Consider the following 25,442-nt stretch of genomic DNA (forward strand, 5'->3'; position numbering starts at 1 on the left):
TCTGAGTGACATGTCTGAGCTGCGGGTAAGAGGAGACGTCTTCGGCCAGCGCATCCGCGAGCAGTACACCGAGCAGCTGGGCCGGCGGCTCGATCTGCTGGTGGCCGGATGCGCGCGGGAGCACGGCCTGGTCCTCGACCGGGTCGAGGCGCGGATCTCCGGCGTCGACGACGACCTCGAGCAGGTGCACGCCGCCCTGGAGGGTGACACCGGCCTCGACTCGTGGAGCCTGGGCGACCTGCGCTCCGTGCCGATCCCGCCGCGCTCCTTCGACGTGATCTTCGTGAACTTCCTGCTGGAGCGCATCCACCACACCGAGCTGGTGCTCGACCGCATGCTCAACGGGCTGCGGCCCGGCGGGCTGCTCCTGCTGCGCATGCGCGACCGTTCGAGCGCGTACGGGTTCTGCGACCGGGTCACGCCGTCGTGGTTGCGCCGCCTGGCCTGGCCGTACCTGACCGGAGACGACGGCGCCGGGCCGCTGCCCGCCGTCTACGAGCCGGTCACCTCGCGCGAGGGCATGCTGGCGTTCTGCCTCTCGCGCGGCCTGATGGTCACCGACTCGGAGACGGCCACGAGCGGGCCGGCGATGGGCCGGCTGGGCTCCGCGGCCGTAGGACTGGTCTCGCGCATGAGCCGGGGCCGTTACACCTCGGCTCATGACGAGGTCGTCATGGTCATCCGCAAGCCGCAGAACCACTTCGCCCGGTTGATCTAGCGGCGGGTCAGCACCGGCCACCAGCGGCCGTCGTCCCCCTTCTGGTAGGTGGACAGCTGCGTGACCTTGGTGCCGTCGACGCTGGTCACGACGATGCTGCTGTGGAACTCGTTCTCGCACTCGCCGTAGCAGCCCAGGCCGATGATGTTCTCGTTGTCGGCCCACGCCCACTGCTGCAGCAGCTTCTGCCTGCCCAGTTCCTTGCCTTCGCGGTCGAGCACCGGGGTCGGCAGGCCGTCGCCGTACAGCCGCTTGGTGCCGTCGGGCGACCAGATCGGCTCGTCACGGTAGGAGTCGGCCTGGGCCTTGTCGGGAGCATCCGCCGGCTGCCCGTCGAAGGTGAGGTAGACCTTGGCGGGCTGGGTCGCGGTCGGCTGCCAGAGCAGCGCACCGTCGACGCTCCAGCCGAGGTCCTGGCGGCGGTTGGGGTTGAACGGCTTGCCCTCGGGGTCGCCGATCTGGTTGTCGGGCATCGAGGGCAGGGCGTGGTGGTCGGCCTGGCCGGTGGCGACGTCGACGATGTAGTAGCCGGTGCGCGCCGGCTTGTGCACGTCGGGGTGCTGCCGGCCCTCTCCCTGCACCATGTCGGGGTAGTCGGAGTAGGTCGTGGCCAGCACCTTCGTGCCGTCGGGCGACCACACCACCGAGCCCGTGGGGTTCTGCAGGTCGATCCAGCGCAGGATCTGCCTGGTCTTCATGTCCATGATGCCGATCCGGGTGCCGAGGTCCTGGCCCTCCAGGACGGCGGCCAGGTGCAGGCCTGGCGCGACGTCCACCCAGGCCCAGTCGGTGCGCTCGTAGCCGCCGGTGCGCGGGTCGTAGAGCGACCACGTGCGGTCGAGCGGATCGCCGTTGTTGGGCCCGCCCTTCAGCGTGTAGAAGGCCGAGACGGCGTACTGCCCGGCGGCGATCAGCGTGGCGGGAGGGTTGTTGTCGACGTCGGCCTTGATGTCGTTCTCCGGCTCCGGCCTGGGCGGGAGCGTCACCTCGACGCTCACGGTCGCCGCCGGGTCGGGCGCGGCGCTCTCGCCGCCCGGTACGACCACCAGCGCGACGGCGGCCGCCGCGGCCACGGCGACAGCGGGAACGATCCAGAGCATCGGCCGGCGGCGCTTCTTCAGCGCCCGTTCGGCCAGGTCGTGCGGGACACGGGCGTCGCCCGCCCACTCTCCCAGCGTCTCGCGCAGCAGGTCGGTCATGACACGGTCTCCAGTTCCCTGGCAAGTTCGGGTGACAACTCGCGGAGCCTGGCCAGCGAGCGGTGCGCGGTGCTGCGCACGGTTCCGACCGAGACGCCCAGTTCCTTGGCGACCTCGGTGTCGGGCAGATCCTCGAAGTAACGCAGCACGAGCACGGTGCGCTGCCGGGGGGTGAGCTTGGCCAGCGCCTCGCGCAGCACCATGCGCAGCTCGCTCTGGTGCGTGCGGTCGAGACCCGGGCTCTCCGGCAACCGCGCCTGAATCACTTCCGGCCGCCGCGACGCCGTACGCCACCAGCTGATCTGCTGGCGGTACATCACCTGCTTGACGTAGGCCTCCGGCGCATCGACCCGCTTCCACTTGACCGCCAGCTTGGCGAGCGCGGCCTGCACGAGATCCTCCGCAGCGTGCTGGTCACCGCCCGCCAGCAGGTAGCCCAGGCGCATCAGCGCGGGTGAGCGCGCGGAAACGAACTCGCGGAAGCCTCGTTCGTCTGCGGCGTCCACGATCACCTCCAGGGGAGTTTTGCTTTCGACACCCTCCCAGACGCCTCATCGGCCCTCTCGCTATGCCTGGCTTCCGTAAGACTTGGATCACAAGCTAGAGTGTTTCCTACCAAGCTGATCGGAATAGTTGGATGACGTACACGCCAGACGCCCGCGAGCTCGCCGACCTCGAGCTGCTGCTCAACGGCGCCTTCGCCCCGCTCACCGGCTTCATGGGCCACGACGACGCCCACTCCGTCGTCGAGCGCGGCACGCTCGTCGACGGCACGCCGTGGCCGGCTCCGATCACCATCGACCTGCCCGACGACGCCTCGGGCGACCTCACCCTCCTCGACCCGGAAGGCGCACCGCTCGCCGTGCTGACCGTCGGCACCGGCCAGGTACGCGCCCTCGGCGGCATCGAGCACGGGCCCTTCGCCCGGCTCCGCCGTACCCCCGCCGAGGTCCGCAAGGAACTCGACGGCCGGCCCGCGCTCGTCGTGACCATGCGCGGCCCGCTCGACTCCGTCGAGGAGATCAAGGAGACCGCCCGCGAGCTCGGCGCCGTCGTGGTCCTCATGCCCCTGGCGTACGGCGAGGCGGGGCCCGGCATCGTGCGCGCCGCGCTCTCGGCGGCCGGCAAGCTCGACGCCATGGTGGTGGCCGTGCCCCTGGCGGAACGCGAAGACCAGGAGATCGACCTGGAGTTGCGCGAGCACGTCGCCGAGGCCTACGGCGCCACCGAGCACCTGGCGGGACCCGCGCCCATCACCCTGCCCGGGCCGCCCCACCGCCGCGGCCTGGTCGTCTTCTTCACGGGCCTGTCGGGCTCGGGCAAGTCCACCATCGCCCGCGGCCTTCGCGACTCGCTGCTGGAGCTCGGCGGGCGCACCGTGACCTACCTCGACGGCGACGTGGTGCGCCACCTGCTGTCCAAGGGCCTGACGTTCTCGCGCGAGGACCGCGACCTCAACATCAGGCGCATCGGCTTCGTCGCCGCCGAGGTCGCGCGGCACGGCGGCCTGGCCATCTGCGCCCCCATCGCGCCCTACGCCTCCACCCGCGAGGAGGTGCGCGAGATGGTCGAGTCGGTCGGCGCCGACTTCCTGCTCGTGCACGTGTCCACGCCGCTGGAGGAGTGCGAGCGGCGCGACCGCAAGGGCCTGTACGCCAAGGCCCGCGCGGGAGAGATCCCCTCGTTCACCGGCATCTCCGACCCCTACGAGGAGCCGGACGACGCCGACCTCGCCATCGACACCACCGGCGTGTCCATCGAGAGCGCGGTCACCCGCGTGCTCGACGCCCTGCGAAGCGGAGGATGGATTCGTTGATCGACTTCCCCCTCGTCGTCGGCTCCTTCCTGGTCGCGATCATCGTCGGCCTGACCGGGATGGGCGGCGGCGCGTTGATGACGCCCATGATGATGTTGTTCTTCAACGTGCCCCCGCTGGCCGCGGTCTCCAGCGATCTGGTGACGTCGGCGCTGATGAAACCGGTCGGCGGGATGGTGCACCTGCGCCGCGGCACGGTCAACCTGCGGCTCGTCGCGTGGTTGTGCGCCGGGTCGATCCCGACGGCGTTCTGCGGGGTCTTCCTCATCCGCGCCTTCGGGACCGGGGAAAGCGTGCAGCAGGCGGTCAAGGTGGCGCTGGGCATCGCGCTGCTGCTGGCGGTCGCCGGGCTGGTCGCCAAGATCCTCATCGGCGACAGGGGCGGAGCGCTGGACGCCCAGGAGATCTCCGTGCGCCCGATTCCGACTCTACTGGTCGGTATGGTCGGCGGATTGGTCGTCGGCGTGTCCTCCGTGGGGTCCGGGTCGCTCATCATCGTCGCCCTGCTGGCGCTGTACCCGGCGCTGAAGGCCAACCAGCTCGTCGGGACCGACCTCGTCCAGGCGGTGCCGCTGGTGGCCTCGGCGGCCCTGGGCCACCTGTTCTTCGGCGACTTCAAGCTCGACCTGACCGTGTCGCTGCTGATCGGATCGATCCCCGGGGTGTACCTGGGTGCGCGCGTCTCGGCCTGGGCGCCCGCGGGGATCATCCGGGCACTGCTGGTGTACGTGCTGCTGGCCTCGGCGATGAAACTCCTGGGCGTGGGCAACACGGCGACGTTGTGGATCCTGGCGGCCGCCGTACCGGTGGGCGTGCTGGTGTGGAAGGCCGGGGCGGCCAAGAAGAAGAGGGAGCCCGCCGGGGTGGGCTGAAGGCTGTCGTCCAGCGTCCGTACAGGGCTCAGCGGCGACACTCGTCTCACCGGACAGCATCCGCTCAGGGAGACTCCGTGACTCGATCTCTTCGTGCTCTCGTCCTGCCCGTCGCCATGACCCTCGCCCTCGGACCACTCACCGCCGCCGACGCCACCACGCGGAATCCACCGGGCCCGGTCGCGGCCTACGGCTTCGAGGAGGGATCGGGCACGACCATCGTCGACTCCTCGGGACACGGCAACCACGGCACCACCGCGGGAGCGCAGTGGGTCGACGGCCCCTTCGGCAAGGCTCTCCGATTAGGAAACCACAGCCCTCAGCTCGCACAGGTGGTCGTCCCGCACTCGCCCAGCATGCGACTGACCACCGGGATGACTCTGGAAACCTGGATCAGGCCCACCACGCCGGCCGACCTCTACGCCTTCGTCAGGGACGAGCCGAGCTCGTCATACTTCATCAGCGTGACGTCGATGGACGACCCGTTCATGATGCCCCGCACCTGGGCCGGGCTCTTCGACGAATACCTCGGCGGTCCGCACGCCCCGCTGAACGTCTGGACACACGTGGCCCTCACCTACGGCGACCGGCTTCTCCGCCTCTACTTCAACGGTCACCTGGTCGGCGAACAGGCCACCATCGCCGACCAGATCACCGCAGCGGACGCGCCGCTGCTCCTGGGAACACTGTTCGACCCCGAGCAGCTCACCAGCCCACCATGGCTCCTGGACGAAGTCCGCGTCTACAACCAGGCGTTGACCGCCGAGCAGGTCCAGACCGACATGCGCAGAGCCGTCAGCGGCGCCGTCTTCGCCGGCCCACCGCCCACGGCGCCGACCCTCAGCGGCACCGGCGGACAGGGACGCGCCACGCTGTCCTGGACAGCGGCGCAGGACGTCCTCGGAGCGCTCTACCAGGTGCACCGCTCGACGACCGCCGGATTCACTCCGTCACCTGCCACGCTGGTCACCACCGTCAACGCGCTGAACCATGTCGACACGGAACCCGCGCCGGGAACGACGTACTACAAGGTGGTCGCCGTCGACGCCGTCGGTCACGCCACCCCGTCGAACACCATCACGGTCGCCGTCGCCCCGATCACCTCCGCGCTGGTCGCCGCCTACGGCATGAACCAGACCTCGGGGACGACGGTCACCGACGCGTCGGGCAAGTCCCACCACGGCACCGCGGTCGTCCCCGTCACCTCGGCGCCCGGCAAGTACGGCAACGCCCTGTCCTCACCCGCGAACTCCAGCAACCACATCCGGGTTCCCGATCACGCCGACCTGGACCTGACCACCGCGGTGACCGTTGAATACTGGTCCAAGCTGCCTCCTGGCTGGGCGCGGACCCGGGTGGGCAAGGGCACCACCAACACGCGGAAGTGCTGCTACGCGCTCGAGTGGAGCCAGCTCTCAGCCGGGGCGAGCGCGTTTTCCAGGGTCGACATCCATCCTGAGTGGAACGTGAGCGTCCTGCTCGACAACCGGGATGCGCGTGTCCCAGCCGACCAATGGCACCATGTGGCTCACACGTTCGACCGAGGTGTCGCCCGCCTGTACGTCGACGGGAACCTGGTCGATCGCTTCGATGACTACTCGCCGTGGACGCGCATCGAGGTGAGCGCCGCCCCACTGGAGATGTACACCGAACAAGGCGGGCTGCTGGACGAGGTGCGCGTGTACAACATCGCCCTCAGCCAGGCGCAGATCCGGCACAACATGACCGTGCCGGTGGGGTGACGCGCAACCGGTGTGAACCGATGCGCGACCTCGTTCCGATGATGGGGTGTGAGCGCCTTACCTGAACCGAGCGACGCGGAGTTGCTGGCCGCGACGGCGGCCGGCGACCGCGCCGCGTTCGAGGCGCTGTACCGGCGCCACCAGCCGTGGCTGGCGGTCCGCCTGCGATACCGGTGCCCCGACGCCGCGCTGGTGGACGACGCCGTGCAGGAGACCTTCCTGGCCATCTGGCGCGGCACGGCCCGCTACCGTGAGGGCGGCGACGTCGCCGGATGGCTCTGGCAGATCGGCTTCCGGCGCCTGGTCGACGCGATCCGGGGGCAGCGTGCCCGCGACCGGCTCCTGGGCCTGCTGGCCGGACGCCGCTGGAGCAGCGTGCCCTCGGCGGAGGAGGAACTCCTGCTGGGCGTCGAGCACGGCGACCTGGCCGGAGCGCTGGCCCTGCTGTCCCCCGAGCTGCGCGCGGTCATGCAGGCCACGGTGCTCGACGGGTTGAGCACGCACGAGGCGGCGGCCCTGCTCGGCATCCCGGCGGGCACGGTCAAGACCCGGGCGATGCGCGCCCGCCGGCAGCTGCGCGAGCACCTGGCATGACGACTCCCGGAGGTGGGCGATGAGCGCCGACGACTGGCACGTCTCCGACGACGACCTGCGGGCCTACGCCGGCGGTACGGCACGGCCGCCCTGGTCGTGGTCGACCGAGGCGCACCTGGCCGCCTGCCCGCGCTGCCGGCGGCAGCTCGCCCAGCAGGCCGACCCGTCCGCGGTCCACGCTGGATGGGCCCGGCTGGACGCCGAACTGGACGCCCCGCTGCCCGGCCCCGTCGAGGCGCTCCTCCTGAGAGCGGGCGTCGCGGAGCACACCGCGCGGCTGCTGGCCTCGACACCCGGACTGCGCAAGTCGTGGCTCATCGCGGTGGGCTTCACCCTCGCGGTCACCACGGGCGCGGCGCACCTGGGCACGTGGATGACCGTCCCGATCCCCCTGCTGGCCATCGCCCCGCTGCTCCCCCTGATCGGTGTGGCGATCTCGTTCGGCCCGCGCGTGGACCCCAGCTACGAGCTGGCCGTCGTCGCCCCCTTGCACACCTTCCGCCTGCTGTTGCTGCGCTGCGCGGCGGTGCTGATGACGACCACGGCGCTGACCGCGCTGGCCAGCGTCACCGCGCCCTCCTTCGGCCTGGTGGTGCTCGGCTGGCTCGCGCCGTCGCTGACGCTGACGTTCCTGAGCCTGGCCCTCCTGCCGAGACTCGGCCCGGTCGCCGCCCCCGTCGCCGTGGGAGTGGGCTGGCTGGCGCTGCTGGCGGTCACCGTACGACGCACCACCGGCGAGTCGGTCCTGTTCACCGCGCCCGGCCAGGCCGGGCTCGCGGCCGCGGCCGCCGTCGCCGCGCTTGCCCTCTGGAAGGTGCGCGCCGCCTTCGACACCGGTCGCGTCGCCGACCCCCGCACGAGGAGGACGATGTGACAACGGTTCAGGCGGACGGGCTGTCGCTGCGGTTCAGGCGCACCATGGCCCTGCAAGAGGTGTCGTTCACGCTGGACGACGGGGTCACCGGCCTGCTCGGGCCGAACGGCGCGGGCAAGACCACGCTGCTGCGCATCCTGGCCACCGCCATCCCGGCCGACGCCGGGCGGCTGCGCATCCTCGGCGCCGACCCGCGCAACGCCGCCGGACGGCTGGCCGTACGGCGGCGCCTGGGCTACCTGCCGCAGAATCCCGGCTTCCACCAGCACTTCACCGCGTTCGAGTTCGTCGACTACATCGCGATACTCAAGGAGATCGTGGACGGCAGGCACGACGAGGTGCGGCGGGTACTGCACGCGGTCGGCCTCGACGACCAGCGCGGCAAGAAGATCAAGGCCCTGTCCGGCGGCATGCGCCAGCGCGTCGGGCTGGCCGCGGCGCTGCTCGACGACCCCGCCCTGGTCATCCTCGACGAGCCCACCGTCGGGCTCGACCCCGAGCAGCGGCTGCGCTTCCGCGAGCTCATCGCCGACATCGGCGAGGGACGCACGGTGCTGCTGTCCACCCACCAGACCGAGGACGTGGCCACCGTGTGCCGGCGCGTCATCGTCCTGAACCAGGGCCGGATCCGGTTCGACGGCGAGCCCTCCGAACTGGCCGGCATGGCACGCGGCCGGGTGTGGACCAGCCAGGCCCGCGCCGAGGGAGCGCTCGCCGGATGGCGCACAGGCAACGGCGACTTCCACAACATCGGCGACCCGCCTCCCGGCGCGCGCCTGGTCGAGCCGAGCATCGAGGACGGATACCTGACGGTGATCGACGCCGCGACCCTCGCCGGACGCACGTCATGACCACGACGCTAACGCGGCCCCCTTCCTCAGAGGCAGCCCCCCGGCGCGCCGTCCTGGCCCTGGCCCGCATGGAGTCGACACGCCTGCTCCGCCACCCGGTCACCGTCGCCGCCACCCTCCTGCTGGCCTGCGGCTGGATCTCCTCCTGGTTCACCATCGCGACCACCCGCTACCCCGTGCTGCAGGAACTCGACCGCGACAGCGCGATGGGCATGATGGTGCTGCTCGGCGGCGCCGCGCTCATCACCGGCAACCTCGCCGTCCTGCGCACCCACCGCGACGGCGCCACCGGGCTGAGCCAGGTCCTCATCCTGCCCGACCACGCCCGCACCCTCGCCCACCTGCTCGCCACGCTCCCCCTGGCCGCGATCGGCGCCGCCCTCATCGCCGCCCGCATGGCGCTCCTGGCCCTCCTCGCCCCGGCCGCCGGCCGGCCCAACCCCTACGAGCTCGCCGCAGGACCCGCCGCCGTCCTGCTGCTCGGCGCGCTCGGCGTCCTGCTCGGCCGGCTCACCCGGTCGGCCGTGGCCGCACCCCTGGCCCTGCTCGTCCTTCTCGCCGCGCTCGTAGCCCTCGAACCGATCACCAACGGCGGCGGCCCCGCCCTCTGGCTCTCGCCGCAGGGCGGCGCGGCCCTGGAGATACCCGTCCCCGCCTCCCTCATGGCCCGCCCCGCCGGGCCACACCTGGCCTACCTGCTGGGCCTGGCCGGACTGCTGGCCACCGCCGCCCTCCTGCGCGCCGGCGCCCGCGGCGCCCGCGTGACCGTGGCCGGCGCGCTCGCGCTCGCCTGCGCGGCAGCAGGCGGTACGGCACAGCTGTCACCGCCGGGCAGCGCCGTCACCGCGGCGCGGGCGGCGGTCATGAAGCAGCCGTCGCAGCACGAGACGTGCCGCGAGGTGGGGACCGTCACCTACTGCGCCTTCGAGGGATTCGGCGCATGGATACCCGCCTGGAACGAGGTCGTGCAAGCCGTCGTGTCGCAGGTCCCGCCCGACACAGCCCGGTCCACGCCGCTGACCGTTCGTCAGCGCATCGCGGTTCCCGCCTTCGACCAGGCGAGCAGGCCAGGGCAACTGGTCGACGCCTGGCGGGCCGACGACGCCGCGGCCGGGACGCCCGGAGCGGTCGGCATCGGCACCCAATGGGGCGACAGCGCCGCCACAGCCGACCTCGCCGCCCAGGTCGCCTACCGCCTGGTCACGCGCGGCCGTGCCAGCGGCGGCCGGGCCGAGGAGGTCGGGCAGGCGGGTCCCGAGGATCGCGATCGCGACGGTGCCGTCATCTGCGGCGGCAGAGGCGTGCTCGTCGCCTGGCTGACCGGCCAGGCCGGCCCCGCGGCGGCCGCCGGCCTGCGCAGCCGTGCCGAGGAGTCGCGCGGCGAACGCGGTGGCGTGTCCTTCTACGAAACCCACCTGTTCCCCACCGTCCACGTACCGGCGCCGGAGCTCGCCGTCGCCACGCAGGCCCTGTCGCGCCCCCACGCCGACATCGCCGCCCGCGTCCGGCAGTCGTGGCCCGCCCTCACCGCCCCCGGCACCACCGCGACCCAGGCCGCCCGGATCCTCGGCGTCCCCGCGCCGGCCACGAACCCGGCGTGCGGATGACTCCCAAGACCCTCCTCCCGCTCCTGCGCTCCACCGCCCATGCCATCACCTGGTGGCCCCTGCTGGTCGGCGCGGCCCTCGGACCGGCCATCCTCCTGGTGCCCGAAGCCCTGAGCACCAGGCTGACCCCCACCCACCTGACCACGCTGACCCGAATCGCGGCGATCTGTGTCGCGCTCGGCGCGGGGTTCGTCCTCGACGACCCGGCCGCCCGCAGCACCCCCGCGGTGCCGACCCAGCGCCTGACCCGCAACCTCGCCAGGCTCACGCTGGCCGTACCGGTCGCGATCCTGTGCTGGGTGCTCACCCTCACGCTCGCCGACGCGGGTGATGCGCCCCTGCCGACCGGCGCGCTGACGCTGGAGGCGGCGACCCTGCTGGCCACCGCCCTCGCCCTGGCCGCCCTCGCCCAGCGGCGCAACACCGACGGGAACGCCGGCGTCATCGCCGCCCCTGCCGTGCTCGCCCTCGCCGCCGCCGTCTGGCTCCTGCCGTACCCGGTGGCCCTCGCCCTCACCCCCGGCGACCCGTCGTGGACGCAGTCGCACCACCGCTGGGCGGCCGTCCTCGTCGCCGCCCTGATCGCCTTCCTGTGGGCCGGCCACGAAGGCTCCCCGGCACGGCTGCTCCCCCACGCCGCCCTCTCGATCCTGCTGTCCGGCGCGGGTACGGCCTTCGCCCTGCACAACGACACCCCAGTCCGGGCGACGGTCACGGCCACCCCGGCCTGGACCCAGATCGTCCCCGGAGGCGACTGCCAGTGCGCCGACGGCACCCGCTTCTCCTTCTGGGAACGCCGTGCGGACCCGGCCAAGGTCGTCCTGTTCCTCAACGGCGGCGGCGTCTGCTGGGACGCCCGCACGTGTGCCTTCACCGGATCCGGCGGCAAGAACGACCACTACAACTGGAACGACCAGAGCGGCGAACGGCCCTACGACCAGAGCTCCGGCTTCTTCGACCTCACTCACCCCGACAACCCGTTCGCCGGCTACTCCATCGTCTTCGTCAGCTCCTGCACCGGCGACGCGCACCTGGGCGACACCGCCCAGCCGTACTCGCCCACGCTGACCGTCCAGCACCGCGGCCGTGTCAACGGCGCCGCCGCCCTCGACCACCTGGCCTCGCGCTACCCCGACGCCGCCCAGGTCGTCGTCATCGGCAAAACGGCGGGCTCGATCGCCGCACCCCTCTACGGCGGACTCGTCGCCGACCGCCTCCCCCGCGCCAAGGTCACCGTCTTCGGCGCCCAATCGGGGGCCTGGCCGGACAACCCCGACTTCAACCATGCCGTCCTGCACACCGCCTGGGGCGCCTACGCCGCCGCCCCAGCATGGGCGACCGACGGGCTCGACGCACGGGAGTGGGGCGTGCCCCGATTCTGGTCACAGACCGCTCGCCACGCGCCTGGCGTGGTGCTGGGCCGCTTCGACTACGCCTACGACCCGGCGGCCGCGGTGGAGGTCACCGGGTGGATGCCCGGCGATGCGCCGGACCTGCTGTCGGTCATCGACGCCAACGAGGCGGCGGCGGAGCGGTCCGGGGCGACGGTGAGCAGTTACACGGCGCCGGGGAGGCGGCATGGGCTCTTCGAGTTCGACCGGTTCTACGAGCTCGAGGTCGGTGGGGTGCGGCTGGTCGACTGGCTCACGCGGCTCGTCAACGGCGAGCGGCCGAACGACGTGCGCTGCGGCACTTGCGACCGGGAATGATCCTTACGGCAGCCCGCGAATAGCCCTTCTTGGCAGCACCGGAGAAGACGCCGTGTCCACGATGTAGGCGTCAGTCACACGCGCCCTCCCGAATCCGGCCGATCACACCGCTCATGCGTTCCTGAACCTTCTTCATCGCGGCGATGGCTCGTTCGCGTAGAACGGCCGTCTCGTGGTTCTGGCGGACGAGTGCAGGAACCGGTAACCAGCCCTGGGGCGCCGGTTTGGTCATGTGCGCTTTCATAAAGTCCACTCCACAAAGTTGACGACCCGGAAGACGCCGCCCGCAACGGTCGGCCACTGCCAGACGCCCTCAGCCCGAGCAGGACCGGGGGCGGGCGGGTGGGTGGGGGGGTGGGCGGGGGGGTGGGCGAAGGGGGAGGGGCCCAGGCTAGGGGCGGGGGACCTTGGTGCGTCGGAAGTGGGGGTCGGAGGCGAGGTCGGTGAAGGCTTTGGCCGCCGCCGGGTTGATGTCGAAGCGGGTGTCGCCTCGGGGAGCGCGAGGTGAGTCGAAATACACCAACGCCTTAATCTGGGGATAATTGCGTATCTGGGTCTTCACGCTGGCGAAGAATGTTGCCTTGAAGCCTGGTTGTCCGCGTCTCTCGAAAACCCCCCATTCCGACACCATGATCGGCTTTCCGGGAAATCTCGACTGCATCCACCGATAAAAGCCCGGCCACTGGGCGTAATCCTTGCGTGTCTTGTTCACCAGGCCGTCGAAGTCGCGCACGCGGGCATCCGCGTACGGGTCCATCGCCACCCAGTCGACCACGTCGTCGCCCGGGTACAGCTGCTCGAACCATGACCGGGAGGCCCAGTTGGGCGCGCCCATGTAGGTCATCACCGTGACGGCGTTGCGCACCCCCTGCTCCCTCAGCCGCAGCACCACGTGGCGGAACATCGCCGCGTAGTCGCCGGCCGTCATGCCTGACCCGGGGGTGGCGTCGACGTCGTCCTCCGGTTCGTGGTGCACGGTGAGGAAGAACCGCTCGGGGAACTTCCCGACGATGTGCGCGGCTAGCCGGTCGATGCGGGTGTCGAGGGCGCCGGCGGCGATCTCGGCCCAGGTGTGGTCGAACGAGGGTTTCCAGTTGATGAGCAGCAACCGGGGTTGTGCGGGGTCGCGGGCCAGGGCGATCTCCCGGTCGGTGGGGAACAGTTCCTTGGTGCGGTGGTAGACGTGCAGGATGTCGGCGGCGCGTCCCATGCGGCGCTCGGCTCGCTCCAGGGCGCGCGGGGTGCCGAGGCCGGTGAAGATCTCGGGGGCGATGCCCCACCAGGCGCCGCACGACGGGATGAGCTTGGCGGTGGCGGCGCAGGCGGGGGCGCCGGAGGTGCGGGTGGGTGACTCGGTGCGCGCGCCCTGGGCGCCGGAGCAGCCGACGAGGGCCATGACGAGCGACAGGGTCAGCAGGCGGAAGCGCCAGCGGGTGCGGACGAAGCGGCGTCGTGGGATGGAAGCGTCGAGGGCGGGGGCGCAGCAGATGGGTCGAGGCCCTTGTGAGCGCGCGAAAGCGGCAATGCGGAAAAAGCCCCTGGAAATCATTGTCATGTGCCCCCTTGACCAGCACCCGTGCCGCTACTTTCGCATACTCCGGTGACACAAATAACAGAGCGTAAAAACCGCCCATCTCGAAATATCGGGACAAGGCGGGTGAGGGGCTGGAGAAAATCTTCTGTATTGAGTCAGGGAAATGCCAGTCCACCCTATAGTGACCCAGAGTCGCCATCCGACAACTCACCGTACGGAGACCGTCGCTCCATGACCCAGCCGCAGGGCACTGATCTGGCCGAGCATCTCGCGCTCCTCCGCAGGCGCAAGCTGCTCTTCTCGGGCTGCCTGCTGCTCGGCGTGATGACCTCGGGAGCCCTCTGCTTCCTGCTCCCGCCCACGTACACGGCCACCACCCAGGTCCTGGTCGCCCCTACCGGCGTCCAGGAGCAGAACAACCAGGTGACCCCCCGCCAGCGCGAGTCGCTCAACCTCGACACCGAGGCGCAGATCGCCCAGTCGGCCGTGGTCAGGGCCAAGGCCGCCCAGGCGACCGGCGGCACGACGATCGAGCCGCCCGCGATCACCGTCCCGCCCAACTCGGCCGTGCTGTCGATCTCGGTCACCTCGGGCGACCCGGCGACCGCCGCCGCCAGGTCGAAGGCCTACGCCGACGCCTATCTGGCCAACCGCACCGAGACCGCCCAGGCCGAGCTGGCCGCCAGGCTCAAGACGCTCTACGCCAAGCTGAAGCAGGTCAACAGCAGCCTCAGCGACGTGGTCGAGGACATCGAGAAGCTCACCAAGGGCACCGCCGAGCGCACGATCGCCACCCACCGCCAGACCGTCCTGAGCCGCCAGGTCGCCTCACTGACGGCCAAGTACGACTCGCTCAAGACGGTCGCCGTGACCCCCGGCACCGTGATCAGCCAGGCCGTGCCCCCGGCGGAGCGCAGCTCCCCCAGCATCCCGATGCTCCTGGGCACGGGCCTGATGGCGGGGCTGCTGGCCGGGGTGGGCACCGCCTACGTGCGCGACCGGCTCGACACGCGGCTGCGCACGGCGGCCGACGTGGAGCGCCTGACGGGGCTGCCGGTGCTGGCCGACTTCACGGGCGACGTCGACCTGCACGACCTGACCTCCAGCCTGGTCGCCTCGTGCCCGGATCAGCGGCTGCTGGTCAGGGCGGTGCCGAACCAGCCCCACGAGCCGCTTCCCGTGGAGCTGGCGCTGCTCGACGGCTCGGACGTGCGCGACCTGTCCAGGGCGGACGCGGCGATCCTGCTCATCACGCTGCGCCAGGCGACCTCGCAGCAGGTGGCGGCTGCCGTACGGCATCTGCAGAGGCACCGGGTGCCGGTCGTCGGAGCGCTGGCGCAGGGCGCCTCCCCCGCACGGGTGGACAGCGCCCCCAAGGCCCTCGAAACGGCTCCGATCCCCGTGGTACCGGACTCCCCGTGAGAGGTCCGGCCTGGCCGATCGCGGCGTTGCTCGTCGGCTATCCCGTCTGGTGGGCGCTGGGTTTCGGCGGCCTGTCCGTCGTGGTGCTCGCCGTCCCGATGGCCTGGATCCTGTGGAAGCGCCGCCCGATCAAGCTGCCCAAGGGCTTCGGCCTGTGGATGCTGCTCCTGGCCGGCTATCTGATCAGCGCGGTCATGCTCGACGAGATGCCCCCGGGCACCTACGGCGATCTCGGCGCGGGCCGCGTGGTCGGCTACCTGATGCGCCTGTCGCTCTACGCCGCCCTCCTGATCATGGTGCTCTACCTGGGCAACCTCACCGAGAAGGAGCTCCCCCAGCTCCGCCTGGTCCGCATGCTGGGCGTGCTGTTCGTCACCACGGTGGCCGGCGGGCTGCTGGGCGTCCTGATGCCCACGCTGCAGTTCACCTCCCCGGTGGAGCGGCTGCTGCCCGGCTGGATCAGCGGCAACTCGTTCGTGCAGAACCTCATCCATCCGACGGCCGCGCAGACCCAGAAGGTGCTGGGCTACGCGATGCCGCGTCCAGAGGCGCCGTTCGAGTGGGCCAACGCGTGGGGCAGCAACCTGTCGGTGCTGCTGGTCTGGTTCGTGGTCGGCTGGTGGGTGTACGGCGGGCGGCGGCGCAGGGGCGCGGCGATCGCGATGTGCGCGCTGGCCTCCGTCCCGGTCGTCTACTCACTCAACCGCGGCCTGTGGATCGGCCTGGGCCTGGCGGTCGTCTATCTGATCGTCCGTGTCAGCCGCACCCGGCTGGCGCTGGTCGCGGCGGCGTCGATCGGGGCGGCGGTGTTCATGCTGAGCCCGCTGGCGAGCCTGGTCGGCCAGCGGCTGGACAACCCGCACAGCAACGACATCCGCGGCTTCACGGTCTCCAGGACGATCCAGGCGGCGGCGCACTCGCCGGTGATCGGGTACGGCAACACGCGCAACGCGCTGGGCAACCACCGCTCGATCACCACCGGCAAGACCCCCTGGTGCCCCGACTGCTCGCATCCGCCGCTCGGCAGCGACGGCCAGTTGTGGCACCTGCTCATCACTCAGGGTTTCACCGGTGCCGCCCTGTATGTCGCGTTCTTCCTGGGCGCGGTCCGGCGGCACTGGACCGACCGCAGCCCGATCGGCCTGGCGGGCGTGCTCGTCATGCTGCTCGTGCTGCTCTACATGTTCGTCTACGACGGCCTGGTCACCCCGCTGAGCCTGTATCTCATCTCCTTCGCCCTCCTTTGGAGGAATCAGGCGCATGATTAAAGACGCCCGTATCCGTCTGCGCTACCTGCGGCAGACGATCAGCCTGCTCTACCCCGGCCCGGGGGACGAGCGCGCCTACTCCCTGCTGCCGCATGCCGTACTCCCCCGCAGGCTGGCCCCGCGCCGCTGGTGGCACGCGGTGCTCGGCCCCAAGGTGACGCTGGCCGCCGAGGGCTCGATCGAGAGCTACCTGAGCGAGGTGTTCGGCACCTCCATCAGAGTCGTCATGCATGTACGGCCGGCGAAAAGGGCCAACCGCAAGCCCATCCTGGAAGCCTACGACGGCGCCCAGCGGGTCGCCTTCGTCAAGATCGGCGAGACCTCGTACACCCGCGAACTGGTCGCCCACGAGGCCGCCACGCTCGCCAGGCTCGCCGACCTGCCGCTGAAGACGGTCGTGACGCCCTCGGTGCTGCATCACGGCTCCTGGCACGACCACGAAGTGCTGGTCCTGTCGCCGCTGCCGATCAGGCGCGCGCCCGTCGGCGGCGACCTGCTGGCCGCGGCGGTCAAGGAGATCGCCGGGACCGGGCCGGGCGCGTGGCACGGTGACCTGTCGCCCTGGAACATCGCCCCCACCGGCGACGGGCGGTTGCTGGTGTGGGACTGGGAACGCTACGCGCTCGGCGTGCCCCTCGGGTTCGACGCCCTCCACCACCTGTTCAACCGCTGCCTGCGCCGGATGGACCCGGCGACCGCGGCGCGCGCCTGCCTAGCGCAGGCTCCTGGCGCGCTCGAACCGTTCGGGCTGTCGGTGGCCGAGGCCAAGCAGGCAGCGATCGGCTACCTCATCGCCCTGGCCGACCGGCACGCGGCCGACGGCCACGAGCCGCTGGGCCCGCCGGAGCGCTGGCTCAACCCCCTCGTCGATCATCAGGAGTTGTTCGTTTGAACGCCATGAAGCGCTCGGTGCTTTCGGTCTCCAGGGCCGCCGGCCGGCTCACCTCCGGCGGGCGGGTGCTGCCGTCCTTCCTGATCGTGGGCGCGCAACGATGTGGCACGACCTCGCTCTACCGGGCGCTGGCCCAGCACCCGCTGCTGGCCAAGCCCGTGATGCACAAGGGCGTGCACTACTTCGACATGGCCTACGAGCGCGGCCTCGACTGGTATCGCGGCCACTTCCCGCTCACGGTCGGATCCGCGCTGCTCAAGCGCAGGTACGGCACGCGCCCGCAGGCTTTCGAGTCGTCGCCCTACTACCTGTTCCACCCGCTGGCCGGTGAGCGCATCGTGCGCGACCTGCCGGGGGTGAAGCTGATCGTGCTGGTGCGCGACCCCGTCGAACGGGCCTTCTCCGCCCACGCCCACGAGCTGGCCAGGGGTTTCGAGACCGAGTCGAGCTTCGAGTACGCGATCGAGCTGGAGGACAAGCGTCTGGCGGGCGCCGAGGAGCAGCTGCGCGCCGAGCCGTACGGCCTGCACCACTCCCACCGCCACCACGCCTACCTGTCGCGCGGGCGGTACGCCGAGCAGCTCGACCGCCTGGAGCCGCTGTTCGGCCGCGACCGCATCCACGTGATCGACAGCCACCGCTTCTTCTCCCAGCCGGAGCGCGTCTACGAGCGGGTGCTGGAGTTCCTGGGCGTGCCGCGCATGGACGACCCGGTGTTCGACCGCCACAACAGCAGGCCGCGTCCGCACCGGATGCCCGAGATGCTGCGCCAGAGCCTGCTCGACCACTTCGAGGTGTACGACACGCAGCTGGTGCCCTGGCTCGACGGGGATCCGTCATGGCGCTAGCCAGGGCCGGCCTGGCCGGCATCGCGGGCGCGGCGGTCAGCGCGCTCGCGCAGTTCCTCGTGGTGGTCGTGGTCACCCGGTCGGCGCCTCTGGAGCAAGCGGGCTCGTTCTTCACGGCGATCGCGCTGGCGCTCATGGTCGCGGGGGTCGCGCGGCTCGACGCGGGCAACGGCCTGATCTTCTTCATCGCGCGTTCGCGCACGTACGGCTATCGCGGCATGTCCGGCTATCTCCAGGCGGCGCTGGTGCCGTCGGTCCTGCTGGCCGTCGTCGCGAGCATCGTGCTGGAGCCGCTGCTGGGCGTGCTGGCGCTGGCGGTGCCCGTCATGGTCGCCGCCGACATCCTGCTGGCGGCCACCCGCGGCTTCGGCGTCATGCGTCCCACCGTGCTCTACGACGGCGTGCTGCTGCCGGTCGCGCAGGTCGCTCTCGTGGGCGTCGCCCTCTGGGTGGGAGCGGCCTGGCTGCCCGCCGCGTGGGCGCTGCCGTACACGCTGGTCCTGGCCGGGGCGGCGCTGGCGCTGCGCGGGCGCCTGCCGTACACGCCCTATCTGCCCGGCACCGGACGTGACCTGTGGAGGTACACCGCGCCGCGCAGCCTGGCCGGGGCGGTGCAGGCGATCTTCCAGCGGCTCGACATCGTGATCGTGGCCGTGCTCGGCGGGCCCGCCCAGGCGGCGCTCTACACGGCGGCGACGCGGTTCAAGGTCGTCGGGCAGCTGGCGAACCAGGGGCTCGCGCAGGCGGCCCAGCCGCGGCTGATCCAGGCTCTCGCCGCCGGCGACCTCGTCAGGGCGCGCGAGCTCTACCAGACCACCACCGTGTGGCTGGTGTTGCTGACCTGGCCGGTCTGGCTGGGGTACGCGCTGGTCGCGCCCTGGCTGCTGGAGATCTTCGGGATGGAGTACGGCTCGGCGGTGCCGATCGCGATCGTGCTCTCGGCGACCATGATGATCGCCACCGCGTGCGGCATGGTCGACGTCGTGCTCACCGCCGCAGGGCACACGACCTCCAGCCTGGTGAACCTGCTGGTGGCGCTCGGCGTGACCGTCCTGCTCGACCTGGTGCTCATCCCCTCGCACGGCGCGCTCGGCGCGGCGCTCGGCTGGTCCGGCGGCGTGATCGTGAAGAACCTGCTCCCGCTGTGGCAGCTGCACCAGCGTCACGGCCTGCGCCCGTTCGGTCGCCACACCTTGCGCCCGCGTTCCTGGGCGACCGCATGAGCGCCCCGATCCTGGTCACGGGGCTGCCGCGCAGCGGAACCAGCTGGACGGGCAAGATGCTGGCCGCCTCGGGCGAGCTCGTCTACGTCAACGAGCCGCTCAACCCGCAGCACCCGCCCGGCCGCTGCCCGGGGGTGCTGCGCAGGCAGGTGACCCATCGGTTCCAGTATCTGGACGACTCGTGGTTGCCCGCCTTCCGCGACACGGCCGCGCTGCGCTACCGGTTCCTGGCCGAGCTGCGCGCCAACCGCTCGCCGTATGACCTGGCCCGCATGGCCCGCTACGGCTCGGCCTTCCTGTACGGCAGGGCGACCGGCCGCAGGGCGCTGCTCGACGACCCGTTCGCGGTGTTGTCGGCGCGATGGTTCGCCGAGCGGCTGGGCTGCCGGGTGATCGCGCTGCTGCGCGACCCGGTCTCCTTCGTGGCCAGCTGGCAGCGCCTGGGCTGGACGGTGTACTTCCACGAGCTGCTGGAGCAGCCGGCCCTGGTCCGCGACCACCCGTCGGTGCTGGAGCTGCGCCCGCTGGTCGGCTCGCAGGACCGCATCGCGAAGGCGGCCGCGTTGTGGCGTTTCGCGCGCGAGGTCCTGATGTCGACGCCGGGCATCCGGGTCGTCACCTACGAGTCCCTGGCCGACGACCCGGTCGCGGGCTTTCGCGACCTGTATGGCTTCGCGGGGCTGACCTGGAGCGACAGGGTGGAACGCCGCATCACGCGCGCCTGCACCGCCGGGGAGTCGCAGGGACCGGGCTTCTCCTGGGCGGGTCTGTCGAAGACCGGCTTCCGGCGCATGGACTCACGGCTGGCGCTCCGCAATGCCAGGAAAGGTCTGTCGCCGGAGGAGGTGCGGCGAATTGAGGGTTTGATCACACAATCCCCTTCCGCTTAGAGTGTGTGACATTGCACATGGCACTCGGAAGGACCTCCATGCGTGCGTTAGCCCTCGCGCTGGTGGCCGGCCTGACCCTGGCCCTCACACCAGGCGCCGTCCACGCGAGCCCACCCCCTCCCGCACCCTCCGGCGAAGGCCGGCACCCCGACGACATCGTCAACCCCATCGCCGCCGAGGAGCGGGCCGCCCGCACCCAGGCGATGCAGCAGCTGCTCGACCAGAGCTCCCTGGCCCGCGGCCGGTCCGCCTCCGGAAAGGCGAAGGTCGGCAAGGACTACGTCGAGCTGGCACTGGAGCGCACCGACCGGATCTTCACGGTGCTCGCCGAGTTCGGCGACAAGATCGACAACACCACCCTGCACGAGGGCCAGATCCGCTACGGCGGCACGCCCGGCCCGCGCCACAACCAGATCCCCCGCCCCAGGGCGAGCTACGACAACCACACCCTGTGGCGCAAGGACTTCAGCCGGGCCTACTACCAGGACCTCTACTTCGGCCGCGGCAACTCGCTGAAGAGCTACTACGGCCTGCAGTCCGCCGGGCGCTACGACATCGAGGGCAAGGTCAGCGACTGGGTCACGGTGCCCTACAACGAGGCCCGCTACGGCAGCCCGCGCTGCGCCGGCGGCCTCGACTGCGACCTGCCGCTGTTCGACTTCGTGAAGGACTCGGTCACCGCCTGGTACGACGCCGAGCGGGCCAAGGGCCGCAGCAAGGAGGCCATCACCGCCGAGCTGAAGTCCTTCGACGTCTGGGACCGCAACGACTACGACAACGACGGGAACTTCGACGAGCCCGACGGCTACCTCGACCGGTTCCAGGTCATCCACGCGGGCGTCGACGAGACCTGGGGCGGCGGCGCGCAGGGCGAGGACGCCCTCTGGGCGGTCAGCCACGACGCGTTCTGGAACCAGCGCGGCGTCTCAGGACCGGCCGGCAACCTGCAGGGCGGCGTCCAGATCGGCGACACCGGCGTCTGGGTCGGCAAGTTCCTCACCGCCGGTGAGAACAGCGGCCTGGGCCTCATCGCCCACGAGTACGGCCACGACCTGGGCCTGCCCGACCTCTACGGCGGCGACAACAGCGTGAAGTTCTGGTCGCTCATGTCCGACGCCTCCTACCTGGCCAAGAAGAACGGCCCGCTGGGCGAATACCCCGGCGACCTCGACGCCTGGAGCAAGCTGCGGCTGGGCTGGCTGTCGTACGAGACGGCGGCGGCCGCCACCCCCTCCACCCACACGCTGGGCGTGAGCTCCTACAACACCGCCAACCCGCAGGCCGTCCTGGTCAACCTGCCGCCCCATCGCGACAGCACCGAGCTGACCGATCCCGCGCAGGGCGCCCACCAGTGGTGGAGCGGCAAGGGCGACTACCTCAACCAGACGCTCACCCGCGAGCTCGACCTCACGGGGGTCGCCTCGGCCACGCTGACGGCCAAGGTCTGGTATCGCATCGAGCAGGACTTCGACTACCTCTACCCCGAGGTCTCCGAGGACGGCACGCAGTGGAAGCCGGTCCCGGGCACCGTCGGCGGCGTCCCGATCGGCGTGGGCATCACCGGCCACTCCGACTGGGCCGACCTGGCCCTGGACCTGGGGGCTTATGCCGGGAAGAAGGTGCAGTTCCGCCTGCGCTACTTCACCGACACCAACACCATCGAGAACGGCTTCCTGATCGACGCGATCAAGCTCCCGGGCGTCTTCGAGGACGACGTGGAGAGCGGCGACAACGGCTGGACCGCGGTGGGCTTCAGCCGGACGGGGAAGATCGGCGTCAAGGACCACCCGCGCGCCTACCTGGTGGAGAACCGCCGCTACGTCGGTTACGGCGAATACCTTCGCAGCGGCCCCTACAGCGCGGGCTTCCGCAACGACCCGAACCGCCGGGAGATCTTCGAGCGTTTCCCGTACCAGGACGGCGTGCTCGTCTGGCTGTGGGACACCTTCTACTCCGACAACAACACCCAGAACCACCCGGGTGAGGGCATGATCCTGCCGATCGACGCCCGCGCGGTGCCTCTGCAGTGGAAGGACAACACGCTGGTCAACGGGCGGGTCCAGGTGTTCGACGCGACCTTCGGGCTGCGGCCGACCGACCGGGTGGCGCTGCACAAGGACGGGGCGCTCACGGTCTTCCCGAGCACCCCGGCGGTGCCGGCCTTCGACGACCACTCGGGCGTCTACTGGTACAGCACCTCCCCGGCGCTCGGCGTCCGGCCGCCGGACACCAACACGCGGATCGAGGTGGTGTCGGAGGCCGACCGCGGCAGGGCCACCACCATCAGGGTCGGGCCCGCGTCCTAGCGGTGCTGGGCCTCCAGCCGGTCAAGGCAGGAGGCCCAGCCTTCCTCATGGGGCTGACGCTCGTGCGGGGCTCCGGTGTGGGCGACGGTCACCGTGGTGCTGCCGTCGCCGTTGTCGTCGAAGCTCACCACCACCGCCGAGGTGCTCTCGTCCTCGATCCAGCGCCAGGTGAAGGCCAGGCGTTTGGCGGGGACGACCTCCTCGAACATGCCCTCGGCCGCGATGCCGTACATCGTGTCCTTGAAGTGGAAATAGCCACCCACGACCGGGTTGATCTGCACCAACGGCTCCGGCCACAACCAGCTCTCGAGCCTGTTCTTGCTCACCCAGTCGGCGAAGACCTCGGACGGCGGGGCGGCGATCGTGCGGGAGATCCGGGCGACGTCGCTCATGAACGGCGAGCGTAGCGCCGCCACGCGCACCGTGCCAGGTAGGCCGTCATGAACGGCAGGTCGTTGACCAGGTAGCGGCGCGCCAGCCGGCCGGGCTCGCAGGCCAGGCGGAACAGCCACTCCAGCCCCGAGTCCTGCATCCACTGCGGCGCGCGCGACTGCACGCCGGCCGCGAACGAGATCGCCGCCCCGCAGCCCACGAACCACGTCTCGGGATGCGCGTCGCGCAGCTGCGCGATCAGCAGGTCCTGCTTGGGGAAGCCGAGCCCGACGAAGACCACGCGCGGCCTGGCGGTGGCCAGCCGCTTGCGGACCCTGGCCACGCCGTCGACGGTGGTCTCGAAGCCGTACGGCGGAGCGTCGAAGCCGCACACCTTCAGCTTCGGGTGATAGGCGGTCAGCTGATCGGCCGCCTGGGCCGCCACGCCCGGCGGGCCGCCCAGCAGGTAGATGGGGTGCCCCTCACGCGCGGACGCCTTGCTCAGCGACCAGATCAGGTCGGCGCCCGTCACCCGCTCGGGCAGCCGCCTGTCCTTGAGCCTGGAGGCCCACACCAGGGGCATGCCGTCGGCCACGACCAGCTCGGCGCGCCTGACGAGCCTGCGCAGCGACGCGTCCTTGGCGACCGCCCGGCAGATGTCGACGTTGGGGGTGATGACGTGACCGCCCTTGCCGCCCGCCAGCGCCTTCATGACGTGCTCGACCACCTGCGTTTCGGTGAGCGGGTCGATCGCCACCCCCGCGACGACCACCCGCCCCCCGGCTCCTGATGACCGCTCGGGTACGGGAGTGCGCTGCCGGGGAATCGAGACAGCCTGCACCTCGGGGGTCATATGCCCCTCCCCACGCCGTGCAGGAGCGACAGCACGGTCTGCGCGGGCACCAGCCCGGCGGCCACGGCGAGCGCGAGCGGAGCACGCGGCTCGCCGGCATGGGACGCCAGAGTGCGCCCGGCCAGACGCAGTGCCGTACGCCGGTGGCCCAGCGCGGCGTGGTGGAAGGCCAGTTGACCGTAGATCCGCGCCGCGCCGCGCGGATCTACGGCCAGTTCGGGGTGCCGGGCGAGCATCCACTCGAGCCCGGCGATTCGGTCGGCCCAGCGGGCGACGTAGTGAGAGCTGCCCCAGTGCACGCGCACGAGCGGACGGTCGACATGGACGATCGGCTGGCGCTTGGCGGCGCGCAGGGCCAGGTCCCAGTCTTCGTTCTGACCGCCGGGGGCGCTCTCGTCGGCCCACAGGGTGCCGCGCCTGAACAGGAAGGTCGAGGAGTGCACCATCACCATGCGCGAGCGCACGAGGTCGTCCTGGGTGATGGTGTCGGTGCCGGCCAGGCGGGCGGTGAGGCGCGTGCCGTACGCCACCTCGATCGCGCAGCTGGCGAACTCGGCGCCGCTGCGCTTGAGCTGCTTGACCTGGGCGGCCAGCTTGCCCGGCAGCCACTCGTCGTCGTCGTCGCAGAAGGCGATCAGCTCGGTGGGCAGCGCCGAGATGCCGGAGTTGCGCGTGCCGGGCAGGCCGGGGCTGAGCCGGTTGGGCAGCACCTGGACACGATGCGTGCGCGCCTCGGGGTGCTCGGGCACCAGGACCTCGGCGAGGTCCTCGGCGACCTTGCGCTCGTCGGCGCCGTCGACGGCGACCACGATCTGCAACTCGCCGTCGTAGCCCTGCTCAAGCACCGCGCGCAGCGCCTGCTTCAGCTGCTCGGGACGGTCTCCGTTGGTGGGAATCACCACACCGACGCTTGGATTCATGCGGCCGCTCCCCGGTAGCCGTACTTGGACATCAGCGGCCAGGTGAGCCCGGCCACCAGGGTCTGGTGCCGCCTGGGCAGGCCGTCGTGCCAGGCGTCGTCACGCGAGAGCTCGACCGGACCGACGGCGAAGCGCATCGGGTTGCCGGAGACGGTGTGCCTGGGCTGCAGCATCGCCGTCGAGCCTCTGAGGAAGCCGAAGTCCGGCTCCAGGTCGAGCTCGTCGGCCAGGCGCGTGAGTGTGGTGCGCGGGTCGGCGAGCAGGTCTTCGTAGCGCACCCTGGTGATGCCTCCCGCTCCCGCGAACAGGTCGAGCGCGAGGTTCTGGGCGGTCCAGTGCATGCTGGTGCGCAGCGCTCCCCAGCGGGTCATCGGCCGGCCGTCCTCCGGGCGCTCGACGGTGCGCCGCCAGGAGTGGGCGACCGCGCGAGGGTCGCGCACCACGTGCACCACGCGGACGTCGACGCCTCCAGCCATCAGGCAGAAGGCGAGCGAGGCGTGCTTGCTGGAGTCGATCACGACGTCGGCTCCCGCGACCTCCGCCGCCGCCTCGTAGACCGCGCGGTAGGCCTGGACGTACCGGCCCAGGTCGCGGTGGTCGACGAACGGGATGCGCCGGGTCCTGTCGACCCGACGGCGCAGGCCGAGCACGGTCTGCGCGACATGCGGGGCCCAGCCGTCGAAGGCCAGCTCGCCCACTTCGTGCCAGAAGCGGCATTCGGCGAAGGGCGCGCCGCACCCGCAAGGCTCGCCCGCCAGAACGCCACGCGCCCACAGGTGCACCACCTCACCGAGTGGCGCGACCCCGGGCAGCTGGCCCAGGAGCCGCTCGAGCAGCGTGGTGCCGCTACGGCCCAGGCCGCCCAGGAAGATCACCTGAGGGGAAGACACGAAGCACGGACCTCCGGGCTAGCGAATACGGACCGTGCAGAC

The 25,442-nt window shown here is 71.2% G+C and carries 24 protein-coding genes; 16 read left to right on the forward strand and 8 right to left on the reverse strand.

What is annotated here, in order from left to right; all coding sequences use genetic code 11:
• Positions 1-10: 10 nt before the first annotated feature.
• Positions 11-718 carry a methyltransferase domain-containing protein gene (locus tag ACIBH1_RS40135; protein WP_397319302.1) on the forward strand — a complete coding sequence of 236 codons (708 nt, stop codon included), beginning with the start codon at positions 11-13 and terminating at the stop codon, positions 716-718.
• Here ACIBH1_RS40135 and ACIBH1_RS40140 read toward each other — a convergent pair.
• Both ACIBH1_RS40140 and ACIBH1_RS40145 read right to left on the reverse strand, forming a co-directional pair.
• The gene (locus ACIBH1_RS40140) at positions 715-1,917 is read right to left on the reverse strand and encodes a hypothetical protein (RefSeq protein WP_397319303.1); all 1,203 of its coding nucleotides are present in this window, start codon (positions 1,915-1,917) and stop codon (positions 715-717) included. The genes ACIBH1_RS40135 and ACIBH1_RS40140 overlap by 4 nt on opposite strands.
• Positions 1,914-2,423 carry a SigE family RNA polymerase sigma factor gene (locus ACIBH1_RS40145; protein ID WP_397319304.1) on the reverse strand — a complete coding sequence of 170 codons (510 nt, stop codon included), beginning with the start codon at positions 2,421-2,423 and terminating at the stop codon, positions 1,914-1,916. Before ACIBH1_RS40145 ends, ACIBH1_RS40140 begins: the two co-directional genes overlap by 4 nt.
• A 131-nt stretch (positions 2,424-2,554) precedes the next feature.
• Between ACIBH1_RS40145 and cysC the strand changes: the two genes are divergently transcribed.
• From cysC to ACIBH1_RS40185, 8 genes are all read left to right on the forward strand, one after another.
• Positions 2,555-3,733, forward strand: coding sequence for an adenylyl-sulfate kinase (gene cysC / locus ACIBH1_RS40150; RefSeq protein WP_397319305.1), 1,179 nt, complete (start codon positions 2,555-2,557; stop codon positions 3,731-3,733).
• The gene (locus ACIBH1_RS40155; RefSeq protein ID WP_397319306.1) at positions 3,721-4,605 is read left to right on the forward strand and encodes a sulfite exporter TauE/SafE family protein; all 885 of its coding nucleotides are present in this window, start codon (positions 3,721-3,723) and stop codon (positions 4,603-4,605) included. The genes cysC and ACIBH1_RS40155 overlap by 13 nt, the downstream gene beginning before the upstream one ends.
• Positions 4,606-4,682: 77 nt before the next feature.
• Positions 4,683-6,347 carry a LamG-like jellyroll fold domain-containing protein gene (locus ACIBH1_RS40160; protein ID WP_397319307.1) on the forward strand — a complete coding sequence of 555 codons (1,665 nt, stop codon included), beginning with the start codon at positions 4,683-4,685 and terminating at the stop codon, positions 6,345-6,347.
• Between the two features lie 48 nt (positions 6,348-6,395).
• Entirely contained in the window at positions 6,396-6,941 is a 546-nt protein-coding gene (locus ACIBH1_RS40165) for an RNA polymerase sigma factor (RefSeq protein ID WP_397319308.1), read from the forward strand.
• Positions 6,942-6,960: 19 nt separating this feature from the next.
• Positions 6,961-7,815 carry a zf-HC2 domain-containing protein gene (locus ACIBH1_RS40170; protein ID WP_397319309.1) on the forward strand — a complete coding sequence of 285 codons (855 nt, stop codon included), beginning with the start codon at positions 6,961-6,963 and terminating at the stop codon, positions 7,813-7,815.
• Positions 7,812-8,666: an ABC transporter ATP-binding protein gene (locus ACIBH1_RS40175; protein ID WP_397319310.1), complete on the forward strand. Its 855-nt coding sequence runs from the start codon at positions 7,812-7,814 to the stop codon at positions 8,664-8,666. The genes ACIBH1_RS40170 and ACIBH1_RS40175 overlap by 4 nt, the downstream gene beginning before the upstream one ends.
• 68 nt (positions 8,667-8,734) lie before the next feature.
• Complete coding sequence (locus ACIBH1_RS40180) at positions 8,735-10,273, forward strand: hypothetical protein (RefSeq protein ID WP_397319311.1); 1,539 nt, start codon at positions 8,735-8,737, stop codon at positions 10,271-10,273.
• Positions 10,270-11,982, forward strand: a complete 1,713-nt coding sequence (locus tag ACIBH1_RS40185) for a pectin acetylesterase-family hydrolase (RefSeq protein ID WP_397319431.1) — start codon at positions 10,270-10,272, stop codon at positions 11,980-11,982. The genes ACIBH1_RS40180 and ACIBH1_RS40185 overlap by 4 nt, the downstream gene beginning before the upstream one ends.
• A gap of 70 nt (positions 11,983-12,052) precedes the next feature.
• On the opposite strand, the gene ACIBH1_RS40190 is transcribed toward ACIBH1_RS40185, so the two are convergent.
• Together ACIBH1_RS40190 and ACIBH1_RS40195 are read right to left on the reverse strand one after the other, a co-directional pair.
• Positions 12,053-12,214, reverse strand: a complete 162-nt coding sequence (locus tag ACIBH1_RS40190; protein WP_397319312.1) for a hypothetical protein — start codon at positions 12,212-12,214, stop codon at positions 12,053-12,055.
• A gap of 159 nt (positions 12,215-12,373) precedes the next feature.
• Positions 12,374-13,378 (reverse strand): glycoside hydrolase family 26 protein, encoded by a 1,005-nt coding sequence (locus ACIBH1_RS40195; protein ID WP_397319313.1) that lies wholly within the window; start codon positions 13,376-13,378, stop codon positions 12,374-12,376.
• A gap of 369 nt (positions 13,379-13,747) precedes the next feature.
• Between ACIBH1_RS40195 and ACIBH1_RS40200 the strand changes: the two genes are divergently transcribed.
• The 7 genes from ACIBH1_RS40200 to ACIBH1_RS40230 are packed head-to-tail and all read left to right on the forward strand — an operon-like array spanning position 13,748 to position 22,365.
• A complete protein-coding gene (locus ACIBH1_RS40200) occupies positions 13,748-14,938 on the forward strand; it encodes a YveK family protein (RefSeq protein ID WP_397319314.1) in 1,191 nt (396 codons plus the stop codon).
• On the forward strand, positions 14,935-16,206 hold the full coding sequence (locus tag ACIBH1_RS40205) for an O-antigen ligase family protein (RefSeq protein WP_397319315.1): 1,272 nt from the start codon (positions 14,935-14,937) through the stop codon (positions 16,204-16,206). Before ACIBH1_RS40200 ends, ACIBH1_RS40205 begins: the two co-directional genes overlap by 4 nt.
• Complete coding sequence (locus tag ACIBH1_RS40210) at positions 16,199-17,098, forward strand: hypothetical protein (protein ID WP_397319316.1); 900 nt, start codon at positions 16,199-16,201, stop codon at positions 17,096-17,098. Before ACIBH1_RS40205 ends, ACIBH1_RS40210 begins: the two co-directional genes overlap by 8 nt.
• 5 nt (positions 17,099-17,103) lie before the next feature.
• Entirely contained in the window at positions 17,104-17,946 is an 843-nt protein-coding gene (locus ACIBH1_RS40215) for a sulfotransferase family protein (RefSeq protein WP_397319432.1), read from the forward strand.
• Positions 17,937-19,169, forward strand: coding sequence for a lipopolysaccharide biosynthesis protein (locus ACIBH1_RS40220; RefSeq protein ID WP_397319318.1), 1,233 nt, complete (start codon positions 17,937-17,939; stop codon positions 19,167-19,169). The genes ACIBH1_RS40215 and ACIBH1_RS40220 overlap by 10 nt, the downstream gene beginning before the upstream one ends.
• Positions 19,166-20,059: a sulfotransferase gene (locus tag ACIBH1_RS40225; protein ID WP_397319319.1), complete on the forward strand. Its 894-nt coding sequence runs from the start codon at positions 19,166-19,168 to the stop codon at positions 20,057-20,059. The genes ACIBH1_RS40220 and ACIBH1_RS40225 overlap by 4 nt, the downstream gene beginning before the upstream one ends.
• A gap of 38 nt (positions 20,060-20,097) precedes the next feature.
• Complete coding sequence (locus ACIBH1_RS40230) at positions 20,098-22,365, forward strand: immune inhibitor A domain-containing protein (RefSeq protein ID WP_397319320.1); 2,268 nt, start codon at positions 20,098-20,100, stop codon at positions 22,363-22,365.
• Here the strand turns inward: ACIBH1_RS40230 and ACIBH1_RS40235 are convergent.
• Genes ACIBH1_RS40235 through ACIBH1_RS40250 form a run of 4 tightly spaced genes read right to left on the reverse strand, consistent with a single transcriptional unit; the run spans position 22,362 to position 25,400 of the window.
• Positions 22,362-22,757 carry an SRPBCC domain-containing protein gene (locus ACIBH1_RS40235; protein WP_397319321.1) on the reverse strand — a complete coding sequence of 132 codons (396 nt, stop codon included), beginning with the start codon at positions 22,755-22,757 and terminating at the stop codon, positions 22,362-22,364. The two genes, ACIBH1_RS40230 and ACIBH1_RS40235, sit on opposite strands and share 4 nt — an antisense overlap.
• Positions 22,754-23,590 (reverse strand): WecB/TagA/CpsF family glycosyltransferase, encoded by an 837-nt coding sequence (locus ACIBH1_RS40240; protein ID WP_397319322.1) that lies wholly within the window; start codon positions 23,588-23,590, stop codon positions 22,754-22,756. The genes ACIBH1_RS40235 and ACIBH1_RS40240 overlap by 4 nt, the downstream gene beginning before the upstream one ends.
• Positions 23,587-24,510 (reverse strand): glycosyltransferase family 2 protein, encoded by a 924-nt coding sequence (locus ACIBH1_RS40245; RefSeq protein WP_397319323.1) that lies wholly within the window; start codon positions 24,508-24,510, stop codon positions 23,587-23,589. The genes ACIBH1_RS40240 and ACIBH1_RS40245 overlap by 4 nt, the downstream gene beginning before the upstream one ends.
• Positions 24,507-25,400 carry a sulfotransferase gene (locus ACIBH1_RS40250; protein ID WP_397319324.1) on the reverse strand — a complete coding sequence of 298 codons (894 nt, stop codon included), beginning with the start codon at positions 25,398-25,400 and terminating at the stop codon, positions 24,507-24,509. Before ACIBH1_RS40250 ends, ACIBH1_RS40245 begins: the two co-directional genes overlap by 4 nt.
• Positions 25,401-25,442 lie beyond the last annotated feature (42 nt).

It is taken from the genome of Nonomuraea sp. NPDC050663, from assembly GCF_044456985.1.
GTDB lineage: Bacteria > Actinomycetota > Actinomycetes > Streptosporangiales > Streptosporangiaceae > Nonomuraea.